Here is a 22,119-nt window from a genome sequence, read left to right as displayed (position 1 = left end):
CTGCAATGTGACGCCGACGAGAGGAAGTGAGTGAAAGCGTGAAGCAGTGCGCAATCCGCAGATTGCGCACTGAGAAGATTAATGCAGAATTTTTGCAAGGAAGTCTTTTGCACGTTCCGATTTCGGGTTAGCGAAGAACTCTTCTTTCGGCGAGTCTTCCACGATCTTCCCTTCGTCCATAAAGATCACGCGGTTTGCTACTTTGCGGGCGAAGCCCATTTCGTGGGTCACCACCATCATGGTCATCCCTTCGTGTGCCAGTTCGACCATGACGTCCAGCACTTCGTTGATCATCTCTGGATCGAGCGCCGACGTTGGCTCATCAAACAGCATCGCCACCGGATCCATGCACAGCGCGCGGGCGATCGCCACACGCTGCTGTTGGCCGCCAGATAGCTGTGCCGGAAACTTATCGGCATGCGCAGAGAGCCCAACGCGTTCCAGGAGTTTCAGCCCTTTCTCGCGCGACGCTTTTTTATCGCGCTTAAGCACTTTTACCTGCGCCAGCGTCAGGTTCTCAATAATGGAAAGGTGAGGGAACAGCTCAAAATGCTGGAACACCATGCCAACGTGAGAGCGAAGCTGGGCGAGATTGGTTTTTTTGTCATTGACTTTAGTGCCATTGACGACGATCTCACCCTGCTGCACCGGCTCCAGTCCGTTGACGGTTTTGATCAGCGTGGATTTACCGGAACCTGACGGTCCGCACACTACCACCACATCGCCTTTTTTCACTTCGGTGGAGCAGTCGGTCAGCACCTGAAAGTGCCCATACCATTTAGAAACATTTTTCAGGGAAATCATTATACCGTCCTTTTCTTCAGCCAACTGACCAACAGCGACGCGCTTAAACTAATCACAAAATAGACCGCACCCGCAAAGAGCACCATCTCGACCTGCGTACCATCACGCTCACCGATGGTGGAGGCGGTACGGAAGAAGTCTGCCAGGCTGAGTACATATACCAGAGAGGTATCCTGGAACAGCACGATACCCTGAGTCAGCAGGAGTGGAACCATGGCGCGAAACGCCTGCGGCAGAATGATGAGCTGCATGGACTGCCAGTGTGTCATCCCCAGCGCCAGGGCGGCACTGGACTGCCCACGCGAGATACTCTGGATACCCGCACGGATAATCTCTGAATAGTAAGCGGCCTCAAACATGGAGAACGCCACCATCGCCGAGATCAGGCGGATATCGGTTTTCGGTGACAGTCCCAGCACGTTCTGCAGGAAGCCGGGAACAATCAGGTAAAACCACAGCAGCACCATCACCAGCGGGATGGAGCGGAACACGTTAACGTAGGCGGTCGCAAACCAGGCGAACGGCTTAAAGCTCGACAGGCGCATGACCGCCAGCAGGGTACCCCAGACAATACCGATGATGATGGCGATAACGGTGATTTTTAAGGTAATCACCAGGCCATCAAGTAGGTATGGCATGGATGGAACAATGGAACTCCAGTCAAATTCGTACATTATTTGCCCCCCAGATTGCCCGGCAGGCGAATTTTGCGTTCAACCAGGTTCATCACCAGCATGATGAAAGCGTTAATAAGAACATAGGCGAGCGTGATTGCGGTGAAGGATTCCCACGCATGAGCGGAGTAATCCAGCAGCTTGCCCGCCTGCGCAGCCATATCCACCAGGCCGATGGTCGAGGCGATGGCCGAGTTTTTCACCAGGTTCATCATCTCAGAGGTCATCGGTGGAACGATAACGCGGTAGGCGTTGGGCAGCAGCACATAACGGTAGGTTTGTGGCAGTGTTAATCCCATCGCCAGGCCTGCATTTTTTTGTCCACGTGGCAATGACTGAATGGCGGCACGCACCTGCTCGCACACGCGCGCAGCGGTAAACAGCCCCAGACAGAGCATCGAGGAGACAAAGAACTGAACGTTAGGATCCAGTTCCGACTTGAACCACATGCCAATATTTTCCGGCAGCAGTTCAGGAATCACCAGATACCAGGTAAAGAACTGCACAATCAGCGGAACGTTACGAAACAGTTCAACGTACAAGGTGCCGAGGGTTGAAAGAAAGCGGTTAGGGACGGTACGCAAAATACCGAACAGCGAGCCGACAAGAAATGCGATGATCCATGCCGTTATGGATAAAGCGACAGTGACCTGAAAGCCGCTCCATAACCAGCCAAGATAGGTGGTGTTGCCGAACGGGGCTTGTTGCAGAAAGATGCCCCAGTTCCAGTCTATTGACATAATAAACTCCAGAAAAAAAAGGGTAGCAGCGCTACCCTCGAAGATTGGTGAGAAGCTCATTTTTCGCGCTGAGTGGGGAACGACCACTCAACGTATAGTCTGTCCATGCTTCCCGACAATCGAGAGGGCAGGAGATCCCGCCCCTGTTGTTCTAATTAGTTAAGAGCCTTGTCATTTGGTGATTTGAACAGCGCTTTCATGTCGTCAGACAGTTCAAAGTTCATGTTCAGGTTTTTTGGTGGAATTGGGTTCTTGAACCACTTGTCGAACCATTTTTCCGCTTCGCCGGAAGTTTGTGCCTGGGCGATGGTGTCATCGATCAGTTTTTTGAACTCAGCGTCGTCTTTACGCAGCATGCAGCCATAAGCTTCTTTTGACTGTGCAGTTCCGACGATTTCCCAGTTGTCCGGTTTCTTCGCTTTCGCGCGTTCGCCCGCCAGCAGGGCGTCATCCATCATAAACGCGACGGCACGGCCACTTTCCAGGGTACGGAAGGAGTCGCCATGGTCTTTCGCGCTGATGATGCGCATATCCATTTTCTTCTCATCATTCAGTTTGTGCAGCAGCACTTCTGAGGTGGTACCGGAGGTGACAACGACCGCTTTGCCTTTCAGGTCAGCAAAATCTTTAATCTCGCCGCCTTTTTTGGTCAGCAGGCGGGTACCTACCACGAAGATGGTGTCAGAGAAAGCAGCCTGTTTCTGACGCTCAAGGTTGTTGGTGGTGGAGCCACACTCAAAATCAAAGGTGCCGTTTTGCAACAGTGGAATACGGTTTTGTGAAGTGATTGGGATCAGCTTCACCTGCAGGTCAGGTTTGTTCAGCTTTTTCTTCACGGCTTCAACGATGGCGTTGGAGTAATCCTGTGAATAACCCACGACTTTTTGCGTGTTGTCGTAGTAAGAGAACGGAACAGAAGATTCACGGTGGCCGACCACGATCACGCCGTTTTTGGCGATCTTGTCGAGAGTGCTCCCGGCAGCCGGAGCGTCTTCAGCGTGGACCACGCCTGCAGACATCCCCATCACCAGCATTGCTGTGGCCAGTTTACGTAATTGCATACCCAACTCCTTTTTTATCAGCGCCAGAGACGCATTGATACCCATTGTGATGTTGTTATATCTCGCGCTATGCGAGTGCAGTGTTATGCAAGCTTGTTAACATTTAGTCTGGCTTAATGTAAAGATTTTGCTGCGTTATTGTTTATTTTTGCGAAGCGCGCCGCACCATTCAGAGGCAAAAATCTCTCGTTGCACCGTTTCGGTGCTACCGATGATCTACGCTGGTGCGACCAGGTTGCGCGTTAAGCCAAACTGCGTTTACCTGAATAAACAAAGCAATAGGCGTGCCAGAATTGGAGTCTGGAGGGAATGGTAGGATGGTAGCAACAGTATGGAAAAGTTGACCGGGTAAGCGTCAACGCCACCCGGCAACATAAGGTAAGGTTATTTACGACGCTGACGAAGACTCATCAACACCGCACCAAAACCAAACAGCGCGGTCAGGATCCACAGCGGCCAGTTGCCGGTGCGGGCGTACGGCGTCAGTCCCGTGGTTGGCGTGACGTTGGTGGTCAGCACCTCACGGGTAAACTGCGGGATCATGGCCTGAATTTCACCCTGTGGGCCAATTACGGCGGTGATGCCGTTGTTGGTGCTACGCAGCAGTGGACGCGCCAGCTCCAGGGAACGCATCCGCGCCATCTGGAAGTGTTGCCATGGGCCAATCGACTTACCAAACCACGCGTCATTGGAGATGGTCAGAAGGAAGTCCGTGTCCGGGCGGAAGTTATCGCGTACCTGCTCGCCGAGGATAATTTCGTAGCAAATGGCTGCGGTCAGGGCAAAACCGTGCGCATGCAGCTGCGGCTGAACGTATGGACCACGGCTGAAAGAGGACATCGGCAGGTCAAAGAACGGTGCCAGCGGGCGCAGAATGGACTCCAGCGGGACAAATTCACCAAACGGAACCAGGTGATTTTTGTTGTACCTGTCAGTGGAGTTGTAGCTGTATTCGCTATCTTTGCCGAGGGTAATGATGGTGTTATAGGTGTCATAACGGTTCTGCTGATTCAGACGCGCATCAACAATACCGGTAATCAGCGTGCTGCCGCGCGCGAGCAGCAGATCGTTCATCATGTTCAGGAACGGCTGCTGGTTTATTTCCAGGTCCGGGATCGCAGATTCCGGCCAGATAATCAGCTGTGATTTGCCCATGACCTCTTCGGTCGCGTTGGCGTAGATCTTCAGCGTATTCAGAAGCTGCTTTTCATCCCACTTCATGGCCTGCGGGATATCACCCTGCACCATGGAAACCTGCGTAGCGCGTTCTGGCTCCAGGGTATACCACTGGATATAGCGCAGCGGGAAGGGCAGTGCGAACAATACCAGTGCCGCAACCAGCGGCTTCCAGCAGCGCTTGGCCAACGCCAGTACCAGCAGGCCGCTGACAACCATCAGCAGGAAGTTAATCGCCTCAACGCCCATCACCGGTGCCAGGCCTTTCAGCGGCCCGTCAATCTGGCTGTAGCCGAACTGCAACCATGGAAAACCGGTCAATACCCAGCCACGCAGGAACTCGGTAATTTGCCAGACAACCGGTGCCGCAATGGCGACGCGCAGCCAGGTTGTTTGTGGCCACAGACGAGAAAGAATGCCGGCGAACAGACCGGTATAGAGCGAGAGATAGGCCGCGAGCAGGACGACCAGGAAGACGTTCACCGGCCCTGGCATACCGCCAAACTGAGCAATGCTGACATAGACCCAGTTGATACCGGAACCAAACAGCCCCAGTCCCCAGAAGTAGCCAATCGCAGCGGCCTGCACCGGACGACGATTCAGGGTCAGCCCCTGTAGCCCCATCAGGGAGAGTATGGCGGCGGGCCAGATATCGTAAGGAGAAAAAGCCAGCGTACCGCTGGCTCCGAGTAACAGCGCCAGCAGCAAACGGACGCGCTGGCGTTCAAGCAGTGGGGCAAATGCCATTTACATTAATCTTCCAGTTTTGGCACCGGTGAGTCATCCGGCGTTCTGACATGAACCTGTATAATACGTCGGCTGTCGGCCATCGCTACCTTGAACTGGTAACCGTCGATGTCAACGGTTTCACCGCGCGCCGGGAGGTGGCCAAAGGCCTGCATCACCAGACCGCCAATGGTATCAACCTCTTCATCGCTGAAGTGGGTGCCGAAAGCGTCGTTAAAGTCTTCAATCGAGGCCAGCGCACGCACAGTCCAGGTGTGGCGGCTCAGTTGACGGAAGTCGATATCTTCTTCTTCGTCATACTCATCTTCGATTTCTCCCACGATCAGCTCAAGGATATCTTCGATCGTGACAAGACCCGACACACCGCCAAATTCATCAATAACAATCGCCATGTGGTAACGCTGAGAGCGAAACTCTTTCAGCATCCGATCCACACGTTTACTTTCCGGCACAACCACGGCCTGGCGTAACACTTTTTCCATGCTGAAAGCGTCAGAATCGCTGCGCATAAACGGCAGCAGATCTTTCGCCATCAAAATCCCTTCAATGTGATCTTTGTCTTCGCTGATGACCGGGAAACGTGAGTGAGCGGATTCGATAATCACATCGAGGCACTCGTCCAGTGTCTGGTTACGTTTCAGGGTGATCATTTGCGAACGGGGGATCATGATATCGCGAACACGCTGGTCGGCGATGTCCATGACCCCTTCGAGCATTTCGCGCGTATCTTCATCGATAAGGTCGTTTTGCCCGGAATCACGAATCAGCTCCAGCAGTTCATCACGGTTTTTCGGTTCGCCGTGGAAAAGCTGGTTTAGAATGAGGGAGAAAAATCCCTTTTTACCGTTTGTCGTGTCGCTACTGTGTGAATTGTCGTCGCTCATGGCGTTTGTTAAGGGTTCTCTTGTTAGTTCAACGTTTACCGCCACGCGATTTCCTTTCGTGGCGGCATGTTAGTCAGTGGGGAGACTGACTATTCTTTCTCGGCAATGTACGGATCCTCATAGCCCAGAGCAAGCATTATCTCTGTCTCGAGGGACTCCATCTCTTCTGCTTCGTCATCTTCTATATGATCGTAGCCGAGCAGATGCAGGCTGCCATGTACCACCATATGCGCCCAGTGGGCTTCAAGGGATTTTTGCTGCTCTTTGGCTTCCTGCTCAACCACCTGGCGACAGATGATCAGATCGCCCAGCAGCGGCATCTCGATGCCCGGTGGGGCTTCGAACGGGAAAGAGAGCACGTTGGTAGGCTTATCTTTCCCGCGATAGGTCAGGTTAAGCTCATGGCTTTCGGCTTCATCCACCAGGCGAATCGTGACTTCTGATTCTTCCTGAAATTGGGGGATAACGGCATCCAGCCATTTCTGAAACTGCGCCTCTTCTGGCATACCGGAATTATCTTCACAGGCCAGCTGTAAATCGAGGATCACCTGACTCATTTCTGTTCTTGCTCCTGCGCTTCGCGCTTACGTTCTGCTGCCAGTTCGGCCTTACGCTTCTGATCGGCTTCTTCCCAGGCCTCGTAGGCGTTAACAATACGCGCGACGACCGGGTGGCGTACCACGTCTTCACTGTGGAAGAAGTTAAAACTGATTTCTTCGACCTCGGCCAGCACCTCAATGGCGTGACGCAGGCCAGATTTGGTGCTGCGCGGCAGGTCGATCTGGGTGACGTCACCGGTAATGACCGCTTTCGAGTTAAAGCCGATACGCGTCAGGAACATCTTCATCTGTTCGATGGTGGTGTTCTGACTTTCATCGAGAATGATAAACGCATCGTTCAGCGTACGGCCTCGCATATAAGCGAGCGGAGCAACTTCGATAACGTTACGCTCAATAAGTTTCTCAACTTTTTCAAAACCGAGCATTTCAAACAGCGCGTCGTATAAAGGACGCAGATATGGGTCGACTTTCTGGCTCAGGTCGCCTGGCAGGAAGCCCAGTTTCTCGCCCGCTTCAACCGCAGGGCGAGTCAGCAGAATACGGCGGATCTCCTGACGCTCCAGCGCATCCACTGCTGCTGCTACCGCCAGATAGGTTTTACCGGTACCGGCCGGTCCAACGCCGAAGGTGATGTCATGGTCGAGGATATTCGCGATGTACTGTGCCTGGTTTGGCGTACGCGGTTTAATCACGCCACGTTTGGTTTTGATGTTAATTGCCTTGCCGTAGTCAGGCACACTTTCCGCGCTCTGCTCGAGCACTCGCGCTTCTTTAATGGCGAGGTGGATCTGTTCTGGCTCGATATCCTGAATTTCGCCACGCATTGGGGAGGTATCCACATACAGGCTACGCAGAATATCTGCAGCGGCGTTGACGCAGATAGGGCGTCCGGTCAGTTTGAAATGATTATCGCGACGATTGATTTCGATACCCAGACGTCGCTCCAGTTGCTTGATGTTGTCATCAAACGGCCCGCACAGGCTCAGCAGGCGAGCGTTGTCTGCTGGCTCAAGGCTAATTTCACGCGTGTCTATATTCAAACCGTTCCTCTTTGAGTGTTTAGTAGGGCTGGCATCATAAAACTGTCATTACCGAAATTATTCACGCCACAGAATAAAGGCGCAAGCATTGCGATGGATATTGGGGGCGAAGAGGGGAATTACAAGGCCTGCCAGAAAGGCAGGCCTGGACGCATTACGGCTGATAGATACCCACGCCAGAATCGTTTTCTTTTCGGGTGCGGGAAATGACGGATTCCGGAGATTCTGCAATGCGCAGACCCATTTCATCCTCGGTACGTACCACCTTCGCACGCAGCGAGTTGGTCAACACTTCCACAATCTCGACGTCCACGAATTTACCGATCATATCCGGGGTGCCTTCGAAGTTTACCACGCGGTTATTTTCGGTACGACCGGAGAGTTCCATAATGCTCTTGCGGGAAGTGCCTTCAACCAGAATACGCTGTACAGTACCAAGCATACGACGGCTCCAGGCATTGGCCTGCTGGTTGATACGCTCCTGCAGAATATACAGACGCTGCTTTTTCTCTTCTTCCGGCACATCGTCAACCATATCTGCCGCAGGGGTTCCAGGACGTGCAGAGAAGATGAAGCTGTAGCTAACGTCAAAATTCACGTCGCCGATGAGCTTCATGGTGCGCTCAAAGTCGTCGGCAGTTTCGCCTGGGAAGCCGACGATAAAGTCCGAGCTAATCTGGATATCAGGACGGGCTTCACGCAGTTTACGAATGGTGGATTTGTACTCCAGCACCGTATGCGGGCGCCCCATCAGGTTCAGCACACGGTCAGAACCACACTGAATCGGCAGGTGCAGAAAGCTCACCAGTTCCGGCGTGTCGCGATAAACATCGATGATGTCATCGGTAAATTCCATCGGATGGCTGGTGGTGAAGCGAATGCGGTCGATACCGTCAATGGCTGCGACCAGACGCAGCAGTTCAGCAAAGCTGCCGGTGCTGCCGTCGTAGTTCTCGCCGCGCCAGGCGTTAACGTTCTGGCCCAGCAGGTTCACTTCGCGTACGCCCTGCGCGGCAAGCTGCGCGATTTCAAACAGAATGTCATCCGCCGGACGGCTGACCTCTTCACCGCGCGTGTAAGGCACCACGCAGTAAGTGCAGTATTTGTTGCAGCCTTCCATGATAGAGACAAAAGCGGTCGGGCCATCCGCGCGCGGCTCTGGCAGACGGTCAAATTTTTCAATCTCCGGGAAGCTGACGTCAACAACCGGGCTACGATTACCGCGAACCTGATTGATCATCTCAGGCAGGCGGTGCAGGGTCTGAGGGCCAAAGACAATATCCACATACGGGGCTCTCTGGCGGATCAGTTTCCCTTCCTGCGACGCAACACAACCGCCAACACCAATGATCAAGTCCGGATTTTTTCGTTTGAGAAGTTTCCAGCGACCTAACACATGAAAGACTTTTTCCTGCGCTTTTTCACGAATAGAACAGGTGTTTAGCAGTAGCACATCGGCTTCTTTCGCATTTTCAGTCAGCTGGTATCCGTGGGTTGTATCCAGCAGATCGGCCATCTTGGATGAATCGTATTCGTTCATCTGACAGCCCCAGGTTTTTATATGGAGTTTTTTAGTCATCGACTTGCTCAGCTCAGGATTGCAAGCCGCGTATTGTAATGCTTTGGTGCGGTTGTGACCAGTATGAAGGTTGTCAACCTCCTGACCCCAAAAATCCGGTAAACTTAAGGGATTCTGCAATAAGGAAAATTGACCATGACACTCCAACAAACCGAAATCGCCGTTGTCGGCGGCGGTATGGTCGGCGGCGCACTGGCGCTGGGGCTGGCGCAGCAGGGATTTGAGGTAACGGTTATCGAGCAGGCTGCTCCTGCTACGTTTGACCCGACGGCAAAGCCGGATGTGCGTATTTCCGCGATCAGTGCCGCCTCAGTTGATCTACTGCGCGGGCTGGGCGTTTGGGACGCGGTGCTGACGATGCGTGCTCACCCTTACAGCCGCCTCGAAACGTGGGAGTGGGAAAATGCCCACGTCGCGTTTGATGCCGCTGAACTCAAGCTGCCCCGTCTGGGCTATATGGTGGAAAACAACGTCCTCCAGCAGGCGCTCTGGCAGGCGCTGGAGGCACACCCGAAGGTGACGCTGCGTGTCCCATCGTCACTCAAAGCCTTGCATCGTCATGACAACGGATATCGCCTGACGCTGGACAATGATGATGAATTAGCCGTGAAGCTGGTGGTGGGCGCTGATGGCGCCAACTCTCAGGTCAGAGAGATGGCGGGGATTGGGGTTCATGCCTGGCAGTATCAACAGTCTTGTATGTTGATTACTGTCCAGTGTGAGAATGCGCCAGGAGAGAGCACCTGGCAGCACTTTACGCCGAATGGTCCGCACGCGTTTTTACCGTTGTTCGATAACTGGGCATCGCTGGTGTGGTACGACAAACCGGCGCGTATTCGTCAGTTACAGGGGCTTTCGATGGCGCAACTGCAAGACGAAATTATGCGCCACTTCCCGAGCCGGCTGGGGTATGTGACGCCGGTTGCGGCAGGAGCATTCCCGCTGACTCGTCGACACGCGTTGCAATATGCCCGCGAAGGGCTGGCTCTGGTAGGAGATGCGGCACATACCATTCACCCGCTGGCAGGGCAGGGGGTAAACCTGGGGTATCGTGATGTTGATGCATTACTGGATGTGCTGGGTAGTGCACGCGGGCATGCGGAGGACTGGTCAAGCCATCAGGTACTTAAGCGTTACCAGACGCGGCGTATGGCGGATAACTTCATCATGCAGTCAGGGATGGATCTGTTCTATGCCGGGTTCAGCAATGACGTAGGGCCGGTGCGTATTCTGCGTAATATTGGATTGATGGCGGCTGAGCGTGCCGGAGGTCTGAAGCGTCAGGCGTTGAAATACGCCCTCGGACTCTAAACTTTATTCCCTCTCCCGGTGGGAGAGGGCCAGGGTGAGGGCATCAGGCCGCACAATACTAGCAACAAAAACAAAAAAGCCCGCAGAGCGGGCTTTTTTGTTACTAAGTGGCTGGGGTGCAGGGATTCGAACCCCGGAATGCTGGTATCAGAAACCAGAGCCTTACCGCTTGGCGACACCCCAATTGCGTTAAACAGTGTTTAACGGCTTTTTTAAATTGGCTGGGGTACGAGGATTCGAACCTCGGAATGCCGGAATCAGAATCCGGTGCCTTACCGCTTGGCGATACCCCAACAATTTGTCTTGATTACCGAAAAATCGACAATCTAAATATGGTGGCTACGACGGGATTCGAACCTGTGACCCCATCATTATGAGTGATGTGCTCTAACCAACTGAGCTACGTAGCCAGTACTGCAATCTTCGATGGCTGGGGTACCTGGATTCGAACCAGGGAATGCCGGTATCAAAAACCGGTGCCTTACCGCTTGGCGATACCCCAATACCGCGGAGAACCGCAAAATCGAAGAAATATGGCTGGGGTACCTGGATTCGAACCAGGGAATGCCGGTATCAAAAACCGGTGCCTTACCGCTTGGCGATACCCCATCCGTGCAACGCTTACCTGGGAATGGTGCGGGAGGCGAGACTTGAACTCGCACACCTTGCGGCGCCAGAACCTAAATCTGGTGCGTCTACCAATTTCGCCACTCCCGCAAAAAAGATGGTGGCTACGACGGGATTCGAACCTGTGACCCCATCATTATGAGTGATGTGCTCTAACCAACTGAGCTACGTAGCCATCTTTTTTTCGCGTTACCTTATCGGCGTTGCGGGGCGCATTATGCGTATAGACCCTTGCAGCGTCAACACCTTTTTCAACGAAAATGGCCGGAATGTGACTGTTTGGTTAGGTTGCGAACAGCGTGACCGAATATTCGGCAATTATTGGTTATTAATCAGATTTAGGTGGTGAAATGTGAGGCAAAAAAATCAGGCCCCTGAGGGGCCTGATTGCGATCTGAGCGATTATTTGTAGGCTGACTGGTGAACGCCTACCGCGCGTCCTGATGGATCGTTCATGGATTTGAAAGATTCATCCCATTCAATCGCTTTTGCTGAAGAGCAGGCGACGGACGGGCCACCCGGCACACATTCCGCAGCACTTGGAACCGGGAACAGTTCTTCAAAAATTTCACGGTACAGATAGGCTTCTTTGGAACCCGGCGTGTTGTACGGGAAGCGGAAGCTCGCTGTTTCCAGTTGTTGGCCGGAAACCTGTTTTGCCGCCACCTCTTTCAGGGTGTCGATCCAGCTGTAACCTACACCGTCAGAGAACTGCTCTTTCTGACGCCACGCCACGCTTGCCGGCAGGTAGGATTCAAAACATTCGCGCAGGATATGTTTTTCCATTTTGCCGTTGCCGCACATCTTGTCCTGCGGGTTGATACGCATCGCGACGTCGAGGAATTTCTTATCCAGGAACGGGACACGCGCTTCCACACCCCAGGCCGACATCGCTTTGTTGGCACGCGCACAGTCAAACATATGCAGCGCCTGAAGTTTGCGCACTGTCTCTTCATGCAACTCTTTGGCATTCGGCGCTTTGTGGAAATACAGGTAGCCACCGAATACTTCGTCAGAACCTTCGCCAGACAGCACCATCTTAATGCCCATCGCTTTGATCTTACGGGACATCAGATACATAGGCGTAGAGGCGCGGATGGTCGTCACATCATAAGTTTCGATGTGATAGATAACATCGCGGATCGCATCCAGACCTTCCTGCACGGTGAAATGAATTTCGTGGTGCACGGTGCCAAGATGGTTTGCCACTTCCTGTGCGGCTTTCAGATCCGGCGCGCCTTCCAGGCCCACGGCAAAGGAGTGCAACTGTGGCCACCAGGCTTCAGAGCGTTCCTGATCTTCCACGCGACGGGCGGCAAATTTCTTGGTGATCGCGGAGATCACGGAAGAATCCAGGCCGCCGGAGAGCAGCACGCCGTACGGCACGTCTGACATCAGGTGGCTTTTAACGGAGTCTTCCAGCGCCTGACGCAGCTCGGCTTTGTCCGTGACGTTGTCTTTTACCGCATCATAGTCGAACCAATCGCGCTGATAATACTGACGGATCTCGCCGTCTTTGCTCCACAGGTAGCTACCTGCAGGGAACTCTTTAATGGTGCGGCAAACCGGTACCAGGGCTTTCATTTCAGAGGCAACATAGAAGTTGCCGTGTTCATCGTGACCCATATACAGCGGGATAATGCCGATGTGGTCACGGCCGATCAGGTAGGCGTCTTTTTCGCTGTCGTACAGTGCGAAGGCAAACATGCCCTGCAGGTCGTCCAGGAACGCCGGGCCTTTCTCCTGATACAGCGCGAGGATCACTTCACAGTCAGAACCGGTCTGGAACGCGTAGCGGTCGCCGTACTCGGCACGCAGTGCCTGATGGTTGTAGATTTCACCGTTGACAGCCAGCGCGTGCGTTTTTTTCTCGTTATACAGCGGCTGAGCACCAGCGTTGACGTCTACGATCGACAGACGTTCGTGAGCCAGAATGGCTTTATCGCTGGCGTAAACGCCGGACCAGTCCGGGCCGCGATGGCGCATCAGGCGGGACAATTCGAGTGCTTTTTTACGCAGTTCGCCCGCGTCAGTTTTAATATCCAGTACGCCAAAAATAGAACACATAACCTTCTCCGTTAACCCTGTTGCATTGTGATGTTGCTTGCTTATGAAAATGCCGCAAAGGGACAGGGTGCGCAAGCGTTTTACGGGCTAAAACGGAAATAGTGCAATGGTAATTGCTGAATAGTGAAAAACGAGTATGTCATGCATGCTTTTATTGATGATTATTCAATAAAACGTGGTTTTTGTTAGATGGGTTTTTATTTGGCTGGGCTGAAAATGAAAAACCACGCCCTGAGGCGTGGTTTGGTATCAGATAATGTCAATTTCATCAACGGAGGGGTAAATCCAGCTCGGCCGGAACGGCATCGAATCAATGTCATCAAGCTGAGAGACGCCAGAGAGCACCAGAATAGTTTCAAGACCCGCCTGGAAACCGGCCAGAATATCGGTGCGGAGGTTGTCGCCGACAATGACGGTTTCTTCAGAGTGAGCCTGCATTTTGTTCAGTGCGGCACGGATGATCCACGGGCTAGGTTTCCCGACCACAAACGGCTGACGACCAGATATTTTCTCGATACCGGCGCAGAGCGCACCACATGCCGGATAAAAGCCACGGCCGTGCGTATCCGGGTTGGTGGCGATAAAACGCGCGCCGCTGGCGACAAAGTATGCCGCTTTATGCATCATCTCCCAGTTAAAGGAGCGCGTTTCACCCACAATCACAAAGTCCGGGTTCACATCGGTGATGGTAAAACCGGCTTTGTACAGTTCGTGGATCAGCGCGCCTTCACCGACCACGTAGGCTTTTTTTCCTTCCTGACGTTTCAGAAAATCAGCCGTTGCCATCGCCGAGGTATAAAACACGCTGTCCGGCACGTCGACACCGGCTGTGGCAAAACGGTTCGCCAGATCCTGACCGGTCTGAGAAGGGTAGTTCGTGAGAAGAACCAGAGGCATTCCTTTGTCGATGATGCGGTGAAGAAACTCCGCAGCACCCGGCACAGCAACGTTGTCGTGCATCAGCACGCCGTCGATATCACAAATTACATTCTTAATGGTCATGGACAGTCCGACATCAAAAAAAGAAGGCGTTACTATAAGGTTCGATCAACTTTCCAGCAAATGCTGCAACAGAATGCCGTTGAGCATCGCACGTTTTACCAGCGCGAATGCGCCAATCGCTGAACGATGGTCAAGCTTTGAACGAACAACCGGGAGATTCTGGCGGAATGCTTTCAGCGCCTGGGTATTAATACAGCCTTCAATGGCGGGCAGCAGTACCTTTTCTGCCTCAACAATTTCACCGGCGATCACCACTTTTTGCGGGTTAAACAGGTTAATCGCGATAGCAATGGTTTTACCCAGGTGGCGTCCAACCTGCTCGATCACCTCACAGGCCAGCGCGTCGCCTTTATTGGCGGCTTTACAGATAGTTCCTATCTTGCAATCGTCCAGCGTGACGCGGCTTTGATAACCCTGTTCAAGCAAATGGCGAACACGCTGCTCAATGGCCGTGTTGGCGGCAATGGTCTCAAGACAACCAAAGTTTCCGCAGTGGCAACGTTCGCCAAGCGGCTCGACCTGAATATGGCCTATCTCGCCGACGTTACCGTTGCGACCAATAAAAATACGCCCGTTAGAGATAATGCCTGCACCTGTACCGCGGTGAACGCGCACCAGAATAGAGTCTTCGCAGTCCTGACTGGCACCAAAATAGTGCTCCGCCAGCGCCAGAGAGCGAATGTCATGGCCTACAAAACAGGTCACTTTAAAGCGCTTTTCCAGCGCATCGACCAGCCCCCAGTTTTCAACCTGGATGTGCGGCATATAGCGGATCACGCCGCTTTCCGGGTCGACCAGACCAGGCAGAATCACGGAGATGGCGATGAGTTCACGGATTTTACGCTGACAGCTTTCAATAAACTGCGCGATGGTATTCAGCAGCGCGTGTTCCAGGGTCTCCTGAGTGCGTTCAGGAAGGGGGTAGTGCTCTTCCGCAATGGCTTTGCTGCTCAGATCGTAGAGCGTAAGCGTGGTGTCATGACGGCCAAGGCGGACGCCAATGGCCTGAAAATTACGGGTTTCGGTAATAATAGAGATAGCGCGGCGGCCTCCGGTGGAGGCCTGTTGATCGACTTCTTTGATCAAACCGCGCTCGATGAGCTGGCGGGTAATTTTTGTCACGCTGGCGGGAGCAAGCTGGCTTTGTTCGGCTATCTGAATTCGCGAGATAGGCCCGTGCTGGTCAATCAGACGATAAACCGCCGCACTGTTAAGTTGTTTAACGAGATCGACATTACCTATTTGAGCTTGTCCGCCTGGTGTCATACTTTTACTTACTCAGTGACGACCTCGTTACCATTAACGATGGTCTTAATAATTTTATAATCGTGTGTGAATGCCGTCAGGTTTGCAACCATACCTGGTGCAATTCCGCCAAGCTGTTTATCGACGCCCATTGCGCGCGCCGGATAAAGCGTCGCCATACGCAGCACTTCATCGAGGGCAATACCGCAATGCTCAACCAGGTTGCGTACCCCTTCAATCATGGTCAGGGCAGAACCACTCAGCGTGCCGTTCTCATCCACACACAGTCCATTGCGGTAGTATATTGTTTTACCGGCAAAAATGAACTGCTCAATATTTGCACCTGCTGGCGCGGTGGCATCGGTGACCAGACAAAGCTTGTCACCTTTCAGCCGCTTGGCATTACGAATGTTGGTGTAATCGACATGTAAGCCGTCAGCAATAATACCGCAGTAGACGTCTAGCTCATCCAGAATCGCTCCGACCAGACCCGGTTCACGACCGGTTATATACGGCATTGCGTTGTAGAGGTGCGTGGCGAAGGTAATGCCCGCGCGGAAACCCGCTTTGGCTTCTTTCAGCGTCGCGTTTGAGTGACCCGCTGAAACGATAATCCCGGCGGCAGCCAGTTTGCTGATGACATCCGTACCTGTCATTTCAGGCGCCAGCGTCACTTTGGTGATCACATCGGCGTTAGCACACATGTAGTCAACCAGCTCCGCATCAGGTTTACGCACGTAATTCGGGTTATGCGTCCCTTTTTTGACCATATTCAGCCATGGTCCTTCAAGGTGCAGACCCAGCGCCTGATTCGGGTGTTTTGCCAGGTATTCACGCATCACGCGGATGCCCTGTTTCATAAGGTCATCACTGCTGGTGATGAGCGTTGGCAGATAGCTGGTGCAGCCCGATTTCTCGTTGGCTTTTTGCATGATCTCCAGCGTTTCTACCGTCACCGCATCCGCAGTGTCATTGAATTGCACACCGCCACAGCCGTTGAGCTGTACGTCGATGAAACCGGGGGAGATTACTGCTCCATTGAGTGAGCGCTGTTCAATCTCCGGCGGCAGTTCTGCCAGCGGGCAAACACGTTCAATCAGGCCATTAGCGATAACAATCGCATGGTCATCCAGAATATCATGGCCGGTATAAATCCGACCGTGGGTTAAAGCGTACATAACGACCCCCGGTTAAAAAAAGCGGCCGCCTCTTGATGAAGAGGCGGTTATTCAATTACAGACCTTTGATGTTCTCTGCTTCTAATTCGTTGAAGTATTTCAGCGTTTTCACTTTCAGCTCCATCGTGGACGGTTCGTCACAAACGATGACTGATTTCGGATGCAGCTGCAGGCAGCTGATGGTCCACATGTGGTTAACGTTGCCTTCAACGGCAGCCTGGAGCGCCTGCGCTTTCACGCCGCCCAGGACCAGAATCATCACTTCTTCGGCATCCAACAGGGTGCCTACACCTACGGTCAGGGCGTATTTTGGAACCTGGTTAACGTCACCGTCAAAGAAGCGGGAGTTTGCCACGCGTGTGTCATGGGTCAGCGTTTTAATACGGGTACGGGAAGCCAGAGAAGACGCCGGTTCGTTAAACGCGATATGACCATCATTACCTACACCACCCATAAACAGGTGGATTTTACCGTAGGAACGGATTTTTTCTTCATACTGACGACATTCTGCGTCAATATCAGGCGCGTTTCCATTCAGCAGGTTAATATTTTCAGATGGAATATCAACGTGATCAAAGAAGTTGCGGTGCATAAAGCTATGGTAGCTTTCCGGGTGATCCTTCGGTAAGCCAACATATTCGTCCATATTGAAGGTCACAACATGTTTAAAGCTAACCTGGCCTGCTTTATGCATCTCAACCAGTGCCTTATACGCGGTTAGGGGTGTGCCGCCTGTTGGAAGACCAAGAACGAAAGGACGATCGGCAGTAGGTTTAAATGCGTTAATACGGTTAACGATATGGCGAGCGGCCCATTTACCAACTTGTTCAGCAGTTGCCAGGGGAATCAGTCTCATTGTTCACCTCAAGAGTTAAAGTAGAAGAGTGGGCGGATGGCTATCGGAACCTGAATTAAGCGTAACCTGGAATCTTTCAGGCCGGATCAATCCGTCTTGATTTTTTGAATGATAAAATAAGTTTTCGCAGTTAGCCAGCATAAGGGAGGGTTAATAACGATATTTGGTGACAAAAATCACAAAAAATACGTGTTTAATTTGCGATACGAATTAATTTTTCACACACTCACAATGCCAGTGAATCATCAACTGTATTTATAGTTCGTGACACAATAAAAAACAGAGCTGAGAACATGCCTTAAACGGGGTCTCATAGGGGGAAGAAAGTGAGTATTCTAGGTTATTTACAAAAGGTTGGTCGCGCACTTATGGTGCCGGTCGCCACGCTGCCAGCCGCAGCGATATTAATGGGTGTCGGTTACTGGATTGACCCGGTAAGTTGGGGCGGCGATAACGCTCTGGCGGCATTGTTTATTAAATCGGGCTCCGCCATTATCGATCACATGTCAGTCCTGTTCGCGATTGGTGTGGCTTATGGTATGTCCAAAGATAAAGACGGCGCAGCGGCGCTGACCGGCTTTGTCGGTTTCCTGGTATTAACTACCCTCTGCTCCCCAGCAGCGGTGTCTATGATTCAAAAAATCCCAGCGGATCAAGTTCCTGCCGCATTCGGGAAAATTGAAAACCAGTTCGTTGGTATCCTCGTCGGTATCATCTCTGCTGAACTGTACAACCGCTTCAGCGGCGTAGAGCTGCCAAAAGCGCTGTCCTTCTTCAGCGGTCGTCGTCTGGTGCCTATTCTGACTTCCTTCCTGATGATCGTTGTTGCATTCATCATGATGTACATCTGGCCGGTTATCTTTGACGGTCTGGTGAACTTTGGTGAGCACATTCAGAAGCTGGGTTCCGTCGGTGCGGGCGTATACGCGTTCTTCAACCGTCTGCTGATCCCGGTCGGTCTGCACCACGCGCTGAACTCCGTATTCTGGTTCGATGTTGCCGGTATTAACGATATTCCTAACTTCCTGGGTGGCGCACAGTCCATCGAAGCAGGTAAAGCGGTTGTCGGTATCACTGGTCGTTACCAGGCGGGCTTCTTCCCAATCATGATGTTCGGCCTGCCAGGTGCAGCGCTGGCTATCTACCACTGCGCACGTCCAGAGAACAAAGCGAAAGTCCTGGGTATCATGATGGCGGGTGCATTTGCAGCCTTCTTCACCGGTATCACTGAACCGCTGGAATTCTCCTTCATGTTCGTGGCCCCTGTGCTGTATGTAATCCACGCTGTGCTGACCGGTATCTCTGTGTTCATCGCCGCAAGTATGCAGTGGATTGCCGGTTTCGGCTTCAGTGCGGGTCTGGTGGATATGGTGCTGTCTTCCCGTAACCCGCTGGCAACCCACTGGTGGATGCTGATCCCACAGGGTCTGGTGTTCTTTGCTATCTACTACGTGGTGTTCCGTTTCACTATCACCAAATTCAACCTGATGACCCCAGGTCGTGAACTGGCTGTTGCCGGTAGCGAAGCGGATGGTCAGGACGTGAATGTGAGCGCGGACAAAGACCAGGATGTTGCTGGTCTGGCGCGTCAGTACATCGCCGCTGTCGGCGGTTCTGACAACCTGACCGGTATCGACGCATGTATCACCCGTCTGCGTCTGAACGTAAAAGACTCTTCTCTGGTGAACGAAGCGCTGGCTAAACGCCTGGGTGCATCCGGTGTTATCCGTCTGAACAAAACCAGCGTGCAGATTATCGTTGGGTTCGTGGCGGAAAAAATTGCCAATGCCATGAAAACGACAGGTCCGGTAGCCGCAGCGGAAACGTCTGCAGCTCCAGCCGCTGCGCCAGCTGCCGCAAAACCGCAGGCAGTACCAAATGCTAAAACGATTGCCGCACTGGTTTCCCCAGTGACGGGTGAAGTCGTTGCCATTGAGCAGGTGCCTGACGAAGCCTTCGCCAGCAAAGCGGTCGGTGACGGTGTCGCGGTAAAACCAACGGAAAAAACCGTGGTGTCACCAGCAGCCGGTACCATCGTAAAAATCTTCAATACCAACCATGCGTTCTGCCTCGAAACCGAGAATGGTGCTGAGATCGTTGTCCACATGGGTATTGATACCGTTGCGCTGAACGGCCAGGGCTTTACTCGCCTGGTGGAAGAGGGTGCTGAAGTGGTCGCAGGGCAGCCAATCCTGGAAATGGATCTGGACTTCCTGAACGCCAACGCGCGCTCAATGATTAGTCCGGTCGTTTGCAGCAACATTGATGACTTTAGTGGCCTGGTCATTCAGGCGAAAGGTCAAGTGGTTGCGGGTCAAACGCCACTGTATGAGATTAAAGGCAAGTAATCGCTCCTGAGTAGAGTCATGCCTTAAGCGGCGGGGGATATCCCTCGCCGCTTTTTTTTGCAGCAAATGCCCCCATTATTTTCTTCAGAGCCGTTTTAAGGGTTGTCACTACGTCCGGCTTATAAGATCATATGCCGTTATACGTTGTTTACGCTTTGAGGAATCCACGATGAGTGAGGCAGAAGCCCGCCCGAGTAACTTTATTCGTCAGATCATCGATGAAGATCTGGCCAGTGGTAAGCACACCACAATTCATACGCGTTTCCCGCCGGAGCCGAATGGTTACCTGCATATTGGTCACGCGAAATCTATCTGCCTGAACTTTGGCATTGCCCAGGACTACCAGGGGCAGTGCAACCTGCGTTTCGATGACACCAACCCAGTAAAAGAAGACATCGAATACGTTGAGTCCATCAAGAACGACGTGCAATGGCTGGGCTTTAACTGGTCTGGCGACATCTGCTACTCCTCTGACTATTTTGATCAGCTGTATGCCTATGCGGTAGAGCTGATTAACAAAGGTCTGGCGTACGTCGACGAGCTGTCTGCCGATGAGATCCGTGAATACCGCGGCTCGCTGACCGCGCCGGGTAAAAACAGCCCGTACCGCGATCGCAGCGTGGAAGAGAACCTGGCGCTGTTTGAAAAAATGCGTGCCGGTGGCTTCGAAGAAGGCAAAGCCTGTCTGCGTGCCAAAATTGACATGGCATCTCCGTTCATCGTGATGCGTGACCCGGTGCTGTACCGCATTAAGTTTGCGGAACACCACCAGACGGGTAACAAGTGGTGCATCTACCCGATGTACGACTTCACCCACTGCATCAGCGATGCGCTGGAAGGCATTACTCACTCTCTGTGTACGCTGGAGTTCCAGGACAACCGTCGTCTGTACGACTGGGTACTGGATAACATCACTATCCCTGTGCATCCACGTCAGTACGAGTTCTCTCGTCTGAATCTGGAATACACCGTGATGTCCAAGCGTAAGCTGAACCTGCTGGTGACCGACAAGCACGTTGAAGGCTGGGACGATCCGCGTATGCCGACCATCTCTGGTCTGCGTCGTCGTGGTTACACCGCCGCTTCTATTCGTGAGTTCTGCAAACGCATCGGTGTGACTAAGCAGGATAACACCATTGAAATGGCGTCTCTGGAATCCTGCATTCGTGAAGATCTCAACGAAAACGCGCCGCGCGCAATGGCAGTCATCGATCCAGTGAAACTGGTTATCGAAAACTACCCGCAGGGTGAAAGCGAGCTGGTGTCCATGCCTAACCATCCGAATAAACCGGAAATGGGTAGCCGCGACGTACCGTTCAGCGCTGAAATCTGGATCGATCGTGCTGACTTCCGCGAAGAAGCGAACAAGCAGTACAAGCGTCTGGTATTGGGTAAAGAGGTGCGCCTGCGTAATGCTTACGTCATCAAGGCTGAGCGCGTAGAGAAAGATGCTGAAGGCAATATCACCACCATCTTCTGTTCTTATGATGCTGAAACCCTGAGCAAAGATCCGGCTGATGGCCGTAAAGTGAAAGGCGTTATCCATTGGGTAAGCGCTGCACACGCGCTGCCTGTTGAAATTCGCCTGTACGATCGTCTGTTCAGTGTCCCTAACCCTGGTGCTGCCGAAGACTTCCTGGCGACGATCAACCCGGAATCTCTGGTAATTAAACAGGGTTATGCCGAGCCGTCTTTAAAAGCGGCCGAAGCGGGTAAAGCGTTCCAGTTCGAACGCGAAGGTTACTTCTGCCTGGATAGCCGTTACAGCACGGCGGAAAAACCGGTGTTTAACCGTACCGTTGGTCTGCGTGACACCTGGGCTAAGATCGGCGAATAATATTGCAGTTCTGGTCAATGAGAGACAAACGCCGCGATAAGCGGCGTTTTTTTATTTAACGATCAGGCCATTAACGCGCAGCTCAAATAAGGTATGTGCGAAATTCAGGTCAATGAGGTGCTACTTATTTTACTCAAAAAAAGTTTCAATATTTACGAATAGCCTTAAGGACAAAAAATATACAGAATAAATGGCCGGCACTCCCTCAAAATACGCGTTATTCCCTGTAAATCCTCGCATTGGCACAGATGTTACAAATCACTACCAATTATGTGCACTTCGTCATAATCCTGACTTTTGCTCGCTGAAAAGCATTGATAATTCGCGTCGCGAAAAATAATCTAAAGGCGGTAGTTAATTCGAGGGTATTTCTAACTACCCCT

At 52.5% G+C, this 22,119-nt stretch carries 17 protein-coding genes and 7 tRNA genes; 3 read left to right on the top strand and 21 right to left on the bottom strand.

Annotation, left to right across the window (positions count from 1 at the left end; genetic code table 11):
- Positions 1–78: 78 nt before the first annotated feature.
- The 9 genes from AC0XWG_RS00825 to miaB form a co-directional block, all read right to left on the bottom strand.
- Positions 79–804, bottom strand: a complete 726-nt coding sequence (locus AC0XWG_RS00825) for an amino acid ABC transporter ATP-binding protein (protein WP_014883001.1) — start codon at positions 802–804, stop codon at positions 79–81.
- Positions 804–1,478 (bottom strand): glutamate/aspartate ABC transporter permease GltK, encoded by a 675-nt coding sequence (gltK, locus tag AC0XWG_RS00820; protein ID WP_023334900.1) that lies wholly within the window; start codon positions 1,476–1,478, stop codon positions 804–806. The genes AC0XWG_RS00825 and gltK overlap by 1 nt, the downstream gene beginning before the upstream one ends.
- Positions 1,478–2,218, bottom strand: coding sequence for a glutamate/aspartate ABC transporter permease GltJ (gltJ, locus tag AC0XWG_RS00815; protein ID WP_028019467.1), 741 nt, complete (start codon positions 2,216–2,218; stop codon positions 1,478–1,480). Before gltJ ends, gltK begins: the two co-directional genes overlap by 1 nt.
- A 155-nt stretch (positions 2,219–2,373) precedes the next feature.
- Entirely contained in the window at positions 2,374–3,279 is a 906-nt protein-coding gene (locus AC0XWG_RS00810) for an amino acid ABC transporter substrate-binding protein (RefSeq protein WP_014069338.1), read from the bottom strand.
- Between the two features lie 384 nt (positions 3,280–3,663).
- Entirely contained in the window at positions 3,664–5,202 is a 1,539-nt protein-coding gene (gene lnt, locus AC0XWG_RS00805; protein WP_128347810.1) for an apolipoprotein N-acyltransferase, read from the bottom strand.
- A gap of 5 nt (positions 5,203–5,207) precedes the next feature.
- Entirely contained in the window at positions 5,208–6,086 is an 879-nt protein-coding gene (gene corC, locus AC0XWG_RS00800) for a CNNM family magnesium/cobalt transport protein CorC (protein ID WP_028019465.1), read from the bottom strand.
- An 89-nt stretch (positions 6,087–6,175) separates the two neighbouring features.
- Positions 6,176–6,643, bottom strand: a complete 468-nt coding sequence (ybeY, locus tag AC0XWG_RS00795; protein ID WP_061098875.1) for an rRNA maturation RNase YbeY — start codon at positions 6,641–6,643, stop codon at positions 6,176–6,178.
- Entirely contained in the window at positions 6,640–7,686 is a 1,047-nt protein-coding gene (locus tag AC0XWG_RS00790) for a PhoH family protein (protein ID WP_028019464.1), read from the bottom strand. Before AC0XWG_RS00790 ends, ybeY begins: the two co-directional genes overlap by 4 nt.
- A gap of 154 nt (positions 7,687–7,840) precedes the next feature.
- Complete coding sequence (gene miaB, locus AC0XWG_RS00785) at positions 7,841–9,265, bottom strand: tRNA (N6-isopentenyl adenosine(37)-C2)-methylthiotransferase MiaB (RefSeq protein WP_049007961.1); 1,425 nt, start codon at positions 9,263–9,265, stop codon at positions 7,841–7,843.
- Positions 9,266–9,400: 135 nt separating this feature from the next.
- Between miaB and ubiF the strand changes: the two genes are divergently transcribed.
- Positions 9,401–10,576, top strand: coding sequence for a 3-demethoxyubiquinol 3-hydroxylase (gene ubiF, locus AC0XWG_RS00780; RefSeq protein ID WP_028019462.1), 1,176 nt, complete (start codon positions 9,401–9,403; stop codon positions 10,574–10,576).
- Between the two features lie 108 nt (positions 10,577–10,684).
- Here ubiF and AC0XWG_RS00775 read toward each other — a convergent pair.
- The 12 genes from AC0XWG_RS00775 to nagB all read right to left on the bottom strand — a co-directional run bounded on the left by AC0XWG_RS00775 (position 10,685) and on the right by nagB (position 17,551).
- Positions 10,685–10,759, bottom strand: a tRNA-Gln gene (locus AC0XWG_RS00775).
- A 35-nt stretch (positions 10,760–10,794) separates the two neighbouring features.
- Positions 10,795–10,869: transfer RNA gene (locus AC0XWG_RS00770), tRNA-Gln, on the bottom strand.
- A gap of 40 nt (positions 10,870–10,909) precedes the next feature.
- Positions 10,910–10,986 (bottom strand) — tRNA-Met (locus AC0XWG_RS00765).
- A gap of 17 nt (positions 10,987–11,003) precedes the next feature.
- Positions 11,004–11,078, bottom strand: a tRNA-Gln gene (locus AC0XWG_RS00760).
- Between the two features lie 32 nt (positions 11,079–11,110).
- Positions 11,111–11,185: transfer RNA gene (locus AC0XWG_RS00755), tRNA-Gln, on the bottom strand.
- Positions 11,186–11,208: 23 nt separating this feature from the next.
- A tRNA-Leu gene (locus tag AC0XWG_RS00750) sits at positions 11,209–11,293 on the bottom strand.
- Between the two features lie 8 nt (positions 11,294–11,301).
- Positions 11,302–11,378: transfer RNA gene (locus tag AC0XWG_RS00745), tRNA-Met, on the bottom strand.
- A gap of 227 nt (positions 11,379–11,605) precedes the next feature.
- Positions 11,606–13,270, bottom strand: a complete 1,665-nt coding sequence (gene asnB, locus AC0XWG_RS00740) for an asparagine synthase B (RefSeq protein WP_475680279.1) — start codon at positions 13,268–13,270, stop codon at positions 11,606–11,608.
- Positions 13,271–13,519: 249 nt separating this feature from the next.
- Positions 13,520–14,272, bottom strand: a complete 753-nt coding sequence (gene nagD, locus AC0XWG_RS00735; RefSeq protein ID WP_023310763.1) for a ribonucleotide monophosphatase NagD — start codon at positions 14,270–14,272, stop codon at positions 13,520–13,522.
- Between the two features lie 45 nt (positions 14,273–14,317).
- Positions 14,318–15,538, bottom strand: coding sequence for a DNA-binding transcriptional regulator NagC (gene nagC, locus AC0XWG_RS00730; protein WP_021242995.1), 1,221 nt, complete (start codon positions 15,536–15,538; stop codon positions 14,318–14,320).
- An 8-nt stretch (positions 15,539–15,546) separates the two neighbouring features.
- Entirely contained in the window at positions 15,547–16,695 is a 1,149-nt protein-coding gene (nagA, locus tag AC0XWG_RS00725; RefSeq protein WP_475680278.1) for an N-acetylglucosamine-6-phosphate deacetylase, read from the bottom strand.
- A 55-nt stretch (positions 16,696–16,750) separates the two neighbouring features.
- Positions 16,751–17,551 carry a glucosamine-6-phosphate deaminase gene (gene nagB / locus AC0XWG_RS00720; protein ID WP_023310765.1) on the bottom strand — a complete coding sequence of 267 codons (801 nt, stop codon included), beginning with the start codon at positions 17,549–17,551 and terminating at the stop codon, positions 16,751–16,753.
- A 326-nt stretch (positions 17,552–17,877) separates the two neighbouring features.
- Between nagB and nagE the strand changes: the two genes are divergently transcribed.
- Complete coding sequence (nagE, locus tag AC0XWG_RS00715) at positions 17,878–19,899, top strand: N-acetylglucosamine-specific PTS transporter subunit IIBC (RefSeq protein ID WP_028021393.1); 2,022 nt, start codon at positions 17,878–17,880, stop codon at positions 19,897–19,899.
- Positions 19,900–20,068: 169 nt separating this feature from the next.
- Positions 20,069–21,736 (top strand): glutamine--tRNA ligase, encoded by a 1,668-nt coding sequence (gene glnS / locus AC0XWG_RS00710; RefSeq protein WP_028019458.1) that lies wholly within the window; start codon positions 20,069–20,071, stop codon positions 21,734–21,736.
- Positions 21,737–22,119: the final 383 nt, after the last annotated feature.

Source organism: Enterobacter sp. DVT3837 (assembly GCF_056238685.1).
The sequence above is the reverse complement of the archived record's forward strand: the minus strand, read 5'-3'. Positions and strand labels throughout refer to the sequence as shown.